This window comes from Mesorhizobium sp. L103C105A0 (assembly GCF_000502215.1).
In the GTDB taxonomy this organism is placed as follows: domain Bacteria; phylum Pseudomonadota; class Alphaproteobacteria; order Rhizobiales; family Rhizobiaceae; genus Mesorhizobium.
In genome coordinates, this window is sequence record NZ_AYXF01000019.1 from 73,792 (window position 1) to 84,938 (window position 11,147).

Below are 11,147 nucleotides of genomic sequence, written 5' to 3' on the forward strand. Positions count from 1 at the left end.
CTGAAAGGTCCTAGTTGGCACGACCCATGCTCAGGCTATCGCCAAACGCGCTGCGGCACAGACTGAGGAGAAATCATCCATGATCACGCTCGCCAAACATGCGGTCGCCACCGCGAAAACTGAGCTTTCCCGAGCCGAAGGAGAACCTTGCGTTTGTCTACGGCTATGGGGTCTAGGCTGGGCCCTGTGTCGGTGAGCGCGGCCTCCAGCATGCGCGCCTCAGCCGTCAGGCACCTTATTGCTCTTTCTGCCCGTTCGCTTGGATTTCTTAAAGACGTGACCTTGCACGACACGGGATATGTCGATGCGGTTCTTGTGCATGGCCGGTTCGATTTCGAGTGCTACACGGAAGATCTGTTTCATAAGCTCGCCTTGGCCTTCCCTCCCAGCTTGTGCACGGCACTACCGTTACGCCGTGCCGAATTTCTGGCCGGTCGCGCGATGGCGGACGCGGCGTTGCAGGCGCTGGGCAAACTTACTACTGAGATTCCCATCGGTCCCGACCGCGCCCCAGTCTGGCCAAAAGGCTCAGTTGGTTCAATCACCCATGCGCGGGGGCATTGCGCCTGTTTCGCCAAAGGCGATCCAGGCTGGCAAGCCGGTGTCGACATCGAGGCAATAGCCAGCGCCACGCGCTGGAATCGATCCTGAGCATGACGGCTAACCAGCGTGAACGTGCCTTGATTGCACGACAGACGGCGCTCCCTCCAGATCGGCTGGCAACGCTGCTCTTTTCGGCAAAGGAGACACTTTTCAAAGGACTCTACCCGGTGGTGCGGCGCTTTTTTGGGTTCGACTGTGCTGAACTACGGACGCCCCCTGCGAACCGATGCTTGCGGCTGCACCTAACACAAACCCTTTGCAGGGAATTACCTGCGGGCGAATCCTATGACATCCGCTTTAATACCACCGCCGACTGGGTATTGACTTGGCTAGCCGTGCATCGGTTACTGAGGCAAGCCTGATTACCCGAGCCGCATATAAAATATAGCGGTCTGCCCTTTCACAGCCGGTTCCGTCCGGCGGATCCTCGTCGCGCGCTCGTGAGGCGTCAGCTTTTGCAAACTATGCGCGTCGTCAGCGCCTTGCGCTGCTCAGACACACACGCCACTTGCTCGAACATTTCCTTGCCCGGGCGGACGAGGCTGTCGCGACCGGCCTCGGCTCGAAACGCCCAGATCCCGGTATCGGTCACCGTCCCTCGGCCGAAAAGATGAAGCTGAACTGATGACGGTCGCTGGTCGTGCCATCCTCCGGATCATAAAGTTCCCCTGGCTTGCTATCGAATGCCAGCGCGCTGGATATAGCGCAGATGAGCGCGCGCCGACTGAAGTCCCTTTCCATCCAGCTTGACGACACGGGACTTGATGACGAGGCGCGGCTGGAAGGCGGCGAAGCGGTCACGCGACGCAAGCTCGCTGCAGACGCCGGCACCGCGCCCGATCCCGGTGCCATGGAAGGTTCCCTTGCCGCGACTTTCCCAACCACGAGCAAGATTGGCTGACGGCAGCGATCGAGGTATTTCCGGCCGCGGGTGACGCGCATTTTTGGGGGGCTTCGGTTCAAAGTCTTCGTCGCGCATCAACGGCCGGCCCCCCCCACAACTTGAACTCGAGTCATTCCTCGAGTTGGCAGCTCGACTGGTCCGCGGAAATCGGCGCCATATAATCCGGTGGTTGTGCGCCATCTGGCGCCTTGGCGGCCCTACAGTTGCTCTCATTGTGAGATCATCGACGATGTCGGACATGAGACCCAGCGCTCTGATCGGTTGTTCTGAAACGATTTCCCGGTTGGTGCCCCACCCCGCGGACGCGCTGATCGGCATCTCGCTTTCCTCCTTCATCGCCGGCGAGCGCAGTTTTGCTACCCTCTTTGAACCAGGCGACAGGCGCTCCCTGCAGTCATTCTTCTGGAATAACGGGAAGCTCATTATCTCCTACCTCGTCAACCTCGTTCCGCGTTTCGAGACGTTCACCCCCGACCGCCAGGAATGGACGCGCCGAGCGCTGTACAGCGTGCCCACCGAGGTGACTGTTCACCTCCGGTCGCTCGATGCGGAACATCACGAGACCAATGGAGAGGTTCTCATTTCGGATCAGGACCCGATCACGCCGCCGCAGCTTTTCCTATTAGACCTCAATGCCGGCCGCCTCTCGGCGCTCCAGTAATCGTGAAGCGCAACCCGGAGAATTTCGACGCGTCCCGGCTGGTGGTCACGCACCACGAGGCAGTCTCGACCGATGGGGAGATGATCCCCTATACGCAGGTCGGTCCGGCGAACGGGAACGGGGATGCCCCGGTTCACCTCACCGCCTACGGCGGGTACGGCATATCGCTCCTGCCCCACTACAACTCTCCCTCGGCAAGCTGTGGTGACCTGCCACGGAATTTTCATCTAGCGGCAATTAGAGCCTCGGCGGGTTTTGATCCGATACCATTCTTTGGACCGCCGGAAGGTGGAGTTTTCCGGCTGTTTCACGATGGCGGGCTGACGGCGCCATCGGGATTGATCAACGAGATCGGAACCTTGTGCCCGATTGCCCGGCTTGCCGCGGCGGGCGACCAGTTCCGTCAGTTCGCGCGCGACACGCCGGCCTGAGATCGAGGTGTCTGGGATCGCCGCCAGGCATTCGCGTGTCACGTCGTCGACGATGTTGAGCACGCGGAAGCGCCGGCCGCAGGCGAACTGGTCGTGGACGAAATCCAGCGACCAGCGGGCGTTCGGCCTTGCCTCGACCAGGATCGGTGCGCGGGTGCCAACCGCGCGTCGTCGTGACCGTCGCTTGCGAACCGTCAGCCCTTCCTCGCGATAGAGCCGATAGATGCGGTTGATCCCCGACGGCTCACCAGGATCGTCAACGGTCACCCCCAACAGCGAACCGCCCAGGTCAATGGAAGGCTGGAAAGAGCGTAGACCCACGTCCCTGCAGCGTCTCCCGATTAACTCGCCTCAGACTCGCTGCCCCCACATCTTCCAGCCTCCGAATGGCGCACAGTCTCGAGCAGCGCCATTCGACATCCCGTGTAGGGTTTGTCGGGTCCGCTACTTACGCTCTGTTTATCCAATCTCCTGTTTGGCCTCCGACCAAAAAGCTGAAAAGCAATCACAAATTTCTTCCTCGGCTCGATCAGTGAAATGGGCACGATTTTTGAAACCCTTCGGTGTGAGGGGGTGAGAACTGCCGACCGGCAGCGGCGAGGGAAGGAAGGAAATCTACATGTCATGTCTGTGCAGCTCGCTTTCTGCAGCAGGGGAGCATCGGCAAATACACCACCTCGCAAATAGCCTTGGAGCCGTTTGGGATTTTGAGAACTCCAAAAAAGCGAAAAAATTTTTGTATATCACTCCCAAAGTAAAGCATCGCTCTGCAGTACTCAGCCTTTAAGGAAGAAACCGGCCATGTCAACTCCACACATAAACAAGAGTCTATCTATTCTGACAGACGATGTCGCCTGCGCAAAGCAACTCAATGCCCGCAACGTAAGAGTGCTCAACACGGGTGGCGATAGGGGGCGTGGCGTTTTCGCTGCTCGCGATTTCCTCCCGGGGGAGATTGTTGTCATTGGGCTGATTGACCGCATGGAAAAGGATCGAACGACGAACTCGTTTCAATTGGACTGGAATGTCCATGCTCTCTTTCAGGAGCCGGCTGTCATTGTGAATCATTCTTGTGATCCAAATTTGGCGATTGTGCCCAATCGCTTCGGAGCCTATGACTTTGTTTGTATTGAGCAGATATCTTCTGGTGGCGAAGTAACCTGGAACTACGCTACCTCGGAGTTCGAGTGCATTGGGGTATCGGTATGTCTTTGTTCATCGGAAAATTGCCAGGGTTCGGCCGGAGGCTTCTCCAAATTGCCTCGCGATCATCCGATGCTCGTGTCGGGATTCTACGCACCATACCTGAAGAAAACCTTGGGTTTCCAAGAAAGGTAGAGGTGTTTTCAAAGTTTGTCGGTTCATAGCACTTAGAATTGTCCCGTCCATACCGAAGGACCAAAAGGGCGGGCTAGCAATGTCACCGTTTTGCACGATATTGTCGACTCAAAAGGATGCAGACAGTTTCGTGAATCCCGTCTCTGCCGCTCCGCGTCCAAGGCCGTCAAGCGGACGAGCGTGCATACGCTGCGCCACGGTTTGCGACCCACATGCTTGAGTGAGGTACGGATATCCGAATAATCCAGCGTGCTGCCGGGGACACAACAACCTCTCGACGACGGCGCGCCACACAATGTTGCAACAACCAGGATCGCCAGGCCGCAGAGCCCGCTGGACCGCCTGACGCGGAGGCGGTGCCAACCGCCTGAGCCCAGCGATGCGCCCCGTGCTGGAGGTGGGCTATATCTTCCGTCGCCATGATCATGCCCATCGTGCTGCCCATGATGGCCATCTTGGCCGCCTCGAGCGCCGCGTCATGTCCGCGATCAAACTCTGCCGGACTGCCGCCAAGGGTCGGAGCGCGCGGGCGAACGCCATCGGACGAGTTTGGTTGCGCTGGCCAGGATGGGCGGGCATCGCAAGCGATTGCTGGAGCCGCTTCCTGCGTCATCATGGAGCGGATCAACCACGGCTGAGCACAGGGGACAGAGAAATAACGCAACGCAGGAATCCGGAGAGTTTACTACCCGGCACATGCCGGGCTCGTCCCGGCCTTTTCGCCACCATCATCAACTGACGATGGCGGCTTTCGCGAGCCGCAGCCGGACCGGCTTCGTTGTGAAGAACTCCCATGTCGCCGGCCAGGAATTCACTCGGAAAGCGGAACAGATGGCGCAGCCACCTTGCAATCGCAAATGGCGAGTCCGCCGCTGCATGACGGACCGGAACGGCAACAGGGTCAAGCCAGGTGGCGTGGAGAGGACAATGATGACGAGGATGGCGATAACGCAACCGGTCATGATAGCCATCTGCTCGTAATGCACATTGGCAAAAAATGTCAGGTTCTACGACCGGCCATCTTGGGGCACTGTGAAGTTTTTAGACGCATAATCAATGCATGCTACTGCGCCGAGCGCGCTTGGCACGGCTCTTGCTTTGCGAGACTCGGCAATACCCAGTTAGGGCTCAGGCACACGCGCAAGACGAGCGATGTTCTCCTTTCCTTGAACCGGGTACCTCGTCTTAAGGGGGAAAACAAGCTCGGGCGTAAAGTCGCGCAACCTTTGGCAATAGCTTTGGAGAGCAACATGGTATTGCAGATGGGGTCACCGGCTCCTTCGATCAAAGTGGACCACTGGCTGCGTGGTGAGCCCCTCACGAACCTCCAGCCCGGCAAAGTGTACATCGTCGAATTTTGGGCAACTTGGTGCGGACGATGTGTGGCGGAGATGCTCCATCTGGTGCAACTGCAGGAGACATACAAGGACAGCGGACTTGAGGTCGTCGGGATCGCGGCTGATGAAGACGCTCCAACCGCGGTTGAGGCCCGAACCAGGTTGGACGCGTGGTTGACCGAAAAGTGTCCGGATCTGAATCATCGGATTGCGTTCGACGTCACAGGCGAAATGAAGAAGCTTTGGAGGGAACCCAGCTTTTCTGTCGGGATTCCGACCTCGTTCGTGGTCGACCGAGACGGCCACATCGCCTTTATCGGTCATCCGAGCCAACTCGATGAGGTTTTGCCGAAAGTGCTCAACGGCAGCTGGCGCACCAGCAACAAAGCGAAAGCCGCCGATCAGGAGCGGATCGCCACAAGCGAACCCCTGGCGCGCGAACAAGCGTTGAAGAAGCCGATCAATGAGAGATTTTGGGCGGCGGTGGGGAAACAGGACTGGAAGACGGCATCCTCGACATTGGAAGAGGGCATCGCCTTGATGCCGGACGACCTCAATTTCCGCCGGGCTCATGCGCATCTGGTGCTTCACAGAATGCACAACATGCGGACCGGCTTGCCCGTCATACGCCAGTTGGTTCGCGACGCGATCGACAGAAACTCCGAGGATTGGATACTTGCAGCGCTAGACCAACTCTTCCATCCAGCGCATGACCATTCGCACATTCCATCTGCTGAGCGTTTCGCGATGGGCAAGGAGCTGTCCGAACGCATCCTGGCACTGAATCCCCCGCAAGGCCCCAAGTACCGGTCTTACCCGGCGGTCGCTCGGTACTATCACGAGAGCGGCAACAAAGATCGCGCGATCGAGTTGGTCGAACTGGCACTGACGTCGCTGGACGGTCCGGAGCCTGTTCCGGACGAACTGAAACAGCACCTTCTACCAGGCCTGCTGCAGGCCCTGGCCAACTACAAGGGTGAGAAGGTTTGCTACGGCACGCTCTGTGCGGCTCCGCAAAGCAATTTCCCGGCGGTGCCAAAGCGCGCTCGGCCGGCGAGAAAACATAAAAAGATCCCATGAGGCGACGGGCGGCGGAACTCAGGTAAGGTTTCGGGGTCCGACATCCTAACGTCTCATGAATCTCTCATCCGTTGCTCTGCCGCCCGTCGACGAGAAGACTGCCACAATTTTCATGGCGCTGGAATTGAGCAAGTCGACCTGGCTTGTGGCCCTGCACTCGCCGACGGTCGACAAGATCAGCCTGCATCGCCTGCAAGGAGGTGACACCGAAGGGCTTATGGCTCTCATTGAACACCGGCGCGAACAGGCGCAGGCCGCCTTGACGCGTCCGGTTCGGGTAATGTCGTGCTACGAGGCCGGCTACGACGGTTTCTGGCTGCATCGTTTCCTGTGCGACCGCGGCATCGACAATCAGGTTCTGGACGCGGCCAGCATCCTGGTCGACCGCCGGTCACGCCGCGCCAAGACGGACCGCCTCGATGCGGCGGCGCTGCTGCGCACGCTGATGGCGCTGGAACGTGGCGAGCCGAGGGTCTGCCGGGTTGTGCGCGTGCCGAGCCTCGAGCAGGAGAACGATCGCCGTCGCAGCCGGGAACGGGCTCGGCTCGTCAACGATCGCGGCCAGCATTCGAGCCGCGTCAAGGGGCTCTTGATGACCCAGGGCATCCGCGACTTCAAGCCAGCCAGACGGGACTGGCGTGAGCAGCTCGAGACGCTGCGCACGGCTGACGGGCGGGATCTGCCGCCCTGCCTGAAGAACGAGATCAAGCGCGAGTGCCGCCGCTTGTGGCAAGTAATCGAGATGATCATGGAGGTCGAGGCTGAGCAGCGTCAGGCCGCCGAGACCACAGCTCCCGGGATCGCCCAACTGAGTCATCTGCGTGGCATCGGCCTGACTATCGCAAGCGTAATGACGAACGAGGTGTTCTTCCGCGATTTCCAGAACCGGCGTGAGGTCGCCGGTTATCTCGGTCTTGCATCCAGCCCTTGGAGCAGCGGCGCGGTCAGCCGCGACCAAGGCATCCAGAGATCGGGCAATCCGCGAGCGCGACGAACCGCCATTGAACTCGCCTGGCTGTGGCTGCGCCATCAGCCCGATAGCGGTCTCGCGCGCTGGTTTCACGAGCGCGTCGCCACCGGCAAAGGACGCATCCGCCGCACCATGATCGTCGCCTTGGCGCGCAAGCTGATAATCGCCTTGTGGCGGTATCTGACCCAGGGCCTGCTGCCGGAGGGCGCCATGACCAAGGCCTGACGAAAGAGTTCGACGCGAGGGCGGCCAACGTCACTTGCGACGAAGCGGGATGGATGTGGACCGGCGCCCCCCAGGGCTGTTAACGCCGTCAAAAAGATGGGTCCCATCCTTCCCGGCCTCGCCAAACTTGCCCGTGCATGCGGGATATGGGTGCAGGCTCCACCCGAGCCGACCGGATATGAGGTGATGTGGACTTGTTCCGCAATTCGCCGCGAGGCCGATCCCGACTACGTTCGAAAGTGACTAAGCCGTCACCACTACCATTGACACGATGTGCCTCATATGAGGGGGGATGATGGTCGGAATGTTGACTGGCCAATCTGTCCATTTCCCTGGTGTGGCCGCAGGAGCCGATCGAACAGGCGCCGCGCTTCGGAAGGGGGACAGGTTATGGGTGCCAGTGAGCCGGGCATGAGCACCCAGACGACGACGTCCGCAGCTTCCTTCGAGCGAAGTCTTGGCGCCACCTCCTCCAGCCGCTTTGCTCGGGCGGCGATGGCCTCCTGCGTCTCAAAGCCAAGCGGCCGCGAGCAGGCGTCGAGGCATGTCAAGCTCAGCATCGGCGCGAGGTCTTCCTCGGCTAGGCTCGAGATAACCGATCCGGACGTGCGTGCCGCAGCAATCGCTGACCGCGCCTCGTCGCGCGTCGCATCGATTGTGCTCAGTCACGAGATCGACACCGTGAGCGCTGGCAGGCGAATCGAAGTCAAGCTCTGCCGCACGCGGCGCGATGCACCGGTGGTCCTGCTCGATTTCATTTTGATGGCGCTAAAACTGAGGGATTTCGAGCAATCTGGGGAACGCAGGGTGCCGACACCAGCTGTCGGTTTTGTCGAGTCCGTGACAAGGGTTGCGGTCGGCTTCGCTGCTGGTGCATTCTCATTTAAGGCTTTGAATATGTGTACAACGTCTTTTCTGACGCTACCCTTCTCAATTGGCACAACTTTTGCTTTCCTTGGAGCTAGGCAGTAGGAACTGCCGGCGACAGATGGCAGAAAGCGCCCCCGCGGATTTGCCAGAACTCGGCCAGCGGAAGCTGATGGAAGAGAAGATGGCGAAACTCAGGCCCCCGCCACGCAGCTTTGGGAGAATTCACTGCGCAATGCGCTCGCGGTTGGCACACCGCCTGTTCGCCGAGGGTCTTCTAGAGCGAGATCAATTATTGTGGGCGCGTGATCGCCAGCCTGGTCCCGTCCCAAGACAGCGCTCGCGTCGCTGACGCAGTGGATGGGCCGCGACCACGTGGGAGAAGATGCGGGTCAACATGGTTTGCCGCAACGAACCGATACCCCGATGCTGCGCACCGGCTTCGCCGTACGCGAACTGGACCCGAACACGGCGATGGCCGACGTTGACGACTTGGTGCCGCTTGGTTGCGTCGCGGGGCTGAAAGACATCGCCGATGTCTTGCTGTGTTGGCGTCCAATACCGCGCGTTACTTGTGGTTCCCGAGGTGAACGGCTGAAGACTGTAGCATGCTTTCTATCTCACATTTGCGACGGCGTAAAAGTACCCCCGCGGTTAATTTCGGTGTGAAGCGCAAACAGCCCTTCTTTGATCGACGCGTCATTGAATCGTTAGCAACAGCGCAGGAGACCAGCAATGCCCCTTATGGAACGGCCAGCTAATAGTAGGTTCGACTTGACCGGGAAAACTGCTTTGATAACCGGAGGAGGGCGCGGCATCGGTTTGCAGATCGCCCTTACCTTGCAACAAGCCGGTGCCGGTATAATCCTTACTGGCACTGACGGAATCCGAGTGGCGGAGGCTGCAGATCAGTTCCCGATCAAACCGCAAGTCTATCAACTCGATGTGATGGATTCAATGGCTGTTCGCGATCTCGCCGGTAGAATCGACCTTTGCCCCGACATCCTTGTCAACAACGCTGGCGTATCTCGTGCCGCGCCGACCAATCATACCACCGATGAGGATTGGCGGGCGGTCCTCTCCGTCAATTTGGACGGCGTCTTCTACTGCAGCCGCACGTTCGGCTCACTAATGGCGGAGCGCGGTTCCGGGGCGATTATAAATATCAGTTCAATATGCGGGGAGATCGTTACCCGACAACAATCCGTTGTCACGGCCTACAATGCAAGCAAGGCCGGAGTGAACATGGTGACCAAGACACTTGCGTGCGAGTGGGCAAGATCTGGTGTCCGTGTGAACGCAGTTGCTCCTGGGTTCATCCACTCTGATATGACCGGCAAGTATCCTGAAGAAGTGATAAACGCATGGTGTGACCTAACACCGCTGCGCCGCTTCGGCCAGCCCCATGAGGTGGCATCTGCGGTCCATTTTCTGGCGAGCGATGCGTCAAGCTATATTACGGGAACGGTACTGGTGGTGGATGGAGGTTATACCTGCTGGTAACATCCCTCTGGCTGGCGTCGAGATCCTCTCGAGGCCAACCGTTTAAGTTGAGAGGCAAGCAGAGAGAATGCACGATCAAGAACTTCCCTGCATTCAGTATCTTCCGCTTAACGTCGGGTCCAATGAGCATCAGAAAATCCTCAGACGAGCCCTATCCTCGGCCATCGTTGACGGATGAATGCCGCGCACGTCGAAGCCGCGAGCCTGCAGTGCCGCGGCCAGCCCTATCGCGCGTGAATTGTTGCCGACGAGGGGACCACAGCGAAATCTCGAGTTCGCGACATGGGGTTTGACCGACATGGGCCCATTGGCGCATCGATGTGATGGTCTCGGAAGCTGCGAGGAATTTCTACCAGGCGTCGCGGGCCGCATCGATGATATCGTCATAGCTGTCGAAGACACGATTGTAGAGCCAGTTCTGGCGCATATGTACTGCCAGACGTTCTCGACCGGATTCAGCTCCGGCGCGCGCGGCGGCAGAATGATCGGGGTGATGTTGTCCGGTATGCTGAGGTTTGCGGTGGTGTGCCATCCGGTGCGATCCATGACGAGTACGGCATGGGCGCCCTTTTCGACATCGCGGCTGATCTCGTTGATATGGAGTTGCATGGCCTCGGTATCGGCAAACGGCAGTGCGAGAGCCGGCCCGGTACCACGTGCTGGGCAGATGGCGCCGAACAGGTAGGCGCTCTTCTAGCGCTGGTCGGCCGGCTGTTGCGGCCGCGTGCCGCGTCTGGCCCACTGCCGTACAATCTTCTGGCCGATCCTTGCTTCGTCCTGGAACCAGATCTCCACCTTCGTGCGCGGCGGCAAGTCGCAAAGATGCGCCTTCCGCGTGCGAGGCCAGTTTTTTGAATTCCTCGATGGTATGGGCATCCTGCGCCCGATGACGCGGTCGCACACTCATGTGGGGGAAGCCGAGCTTGTGCAGCAGCTTCCCGATATAGCGCGTGTCAACGGACTGTCAGGAATTCTGTGCGCGAGGCCATGATGATGGAAAGGAGAGAATCATCACATGGCTATCGAGAAGGACCTTCTGGACCAACTGCTTGCCGGCCGCGATCCGAATGAGGTGTTTGCCAAGGACGGATTGCTCGACGACCTGAAGAAGGCGCTTTCGGAACGGATTCAGAACGCTGAACTCGACGAGCACCTTGAGGACGAACGCACCGACGGCAGCGTCAATCGCCGCACGGCCATTTGGGGAAGTCGGTGCTGACGGGCACGT

The 11,147-nt window shown here is 59.3% G+C and carries 9 protein-coding genes and 3 pseudogenes; 10 read left to right on the plus strand and 2 right to left on the minus strand.

The window, feature by feature from the left end; translation table 11 throughout:
- Positions 1 to 210: 210 nt before the first annotated feature.
- From X727_RS01000000165230 to X727_RS136780, 4 genes are all read left to right on the plus strand, one after another.
- Positions 211 to 651 (plus strand): hypothetical protein, encoded by a 441-nt coding sequence (locus X727_RS01000000165230; protein ID WP_155923631.1) that lies wholly within the window; start codon positions 211 to 213, stop codon positions 649 to 651.
- Between the two features lie 2 nt (positions 652 to 653).
- Positions 654 to 965, plus strand: coding sequence for a 4'-phosphopantetheinyl transferase superfamily protein (locus tag X727_RS1000000167285; RefSeq protein WP_081726249.1), 312 nt, complete (start codon positions 654 to 656; stop codon positions 963 to 965).
- Between the two features lie 347 nt (positions 966 to 1,312).
- On the plus strand, positions 1,313 to 1,504 hold the full coding sequence (locus tag X727_RS136785) for a hypothetical protein (RefSeq protein ID WP_031204789.1): 192 nt from the start codon (positions 1,313 to 1,315) through the stop codon (positions 1,502 to 1,504).
- A 241-nt stretch (positions 1,505 to 1,745) separates the two neighbouring features.
- A complete protein-coding gene (locus tag X727_RS136780; RefSeq protein WP_245274230.1) occupies positions 1,746 to 2,168 on the plus strand; it encodes a hypothetical protein in 423 nt (140 codons plus the stop codon).
- Between the two features lie 371 nt (positions 2,169 to 2,539).
- Here the strand turns inward: X727_RS136780 and X727_RS0134875 are convergent.
- A pseudogene (locus X727_RS0134875) lies at positions 2,540 to 2,827 on the minus strand (DDE-type integrase/transposase/recombinase); the annotation flags it as partial.
- 573 nt (positions 2,828 to 3,400) lie between these two features.
- Here X727_RS0134875 and X727_RS1000000167290 point away from each other — a divergent pair.
- From X727_RS1000000167290 to X727_RS136750, 5 genes are all read left to right on the plus strand, one after another.
- A complete protein-coding gene (locus X727_RS1000000167290) occupies positions 3,401 to 3,937 on the plus strand; it encodes an SET domain-containing protein-lysine N-methyltransferase (protein ID WP_081726250.1) in 537 nt (178 codons plus the stop codon).
- Between the two features lie 1,250 nt (positions 3,938 to 5,187).
- Entirely contained in the window at positions 5,188 to 6,354 is a 1,167-nt protein-coding gene (locus tag X727_RS136765) for a TlpA disulfide reductase family protein (protein WP_023835330.1), read from the plus strand.
- A 112-nt stretch (positions 6,355 to 6,466) separates the two neighbouring features.
- Entirely contained in the window at positions 6,467 to 7,549 is a 1,083-nt protein-coding gene (locus X727_RS136760; protein ID WP_245274231.1) for an IS110 family transposase, read from the plus strand.
- A gap of 411 nt (positions 7,550 to 7,960) precedes the next feature.
- On the plus strand, positions 7,961 to 8,521 hold the full coding sequence (locus X727_RS1000000168230) for a hypothetical protein (protein WP_245274232.1): 561 nt from the start codon (positions 7,961 to 7,963) through the stop codon (positions 8,519 to 8,521).
- A gap of 669 nt (positions 8,522 to 9,190) precedes the next feature.
- Positions 9,191 to 9,919 (plus strand): SDR family oxidoreductase, encoded by a 729-nt coding sequence (locus X727_RS136750; RefSeq protein ID WP_245274233.1) that lies wholly within the window; start codon positions 9,191 to 9,193, stop codon positions 9,917 to 9,919.
- 370 nt (positions 9,920 to 10,289) lie between these two features.
- Here X727_RS136750 and X727_RS1000000169290 read toward each other — a convergent pair.
- Positions 10,290 to 10,868 (minus strand): annotated as a pseudogene (locus tag X727_RS1000000169290) (IS630 family transposase); the annotation flags it as partial.
- A 66-nt stretch (positions 10,869 to 10,934) separates the two neighbouring features.
- On the opposite strand from X727_RS1000000169290, the pseudogene X727_RS136745 reads away from it, so the two are divergent.
- Positions 10,935 to 11,147: pseudogene (locus X727_RS136745) on the plus strand (transposase); the annotation flags it as partial.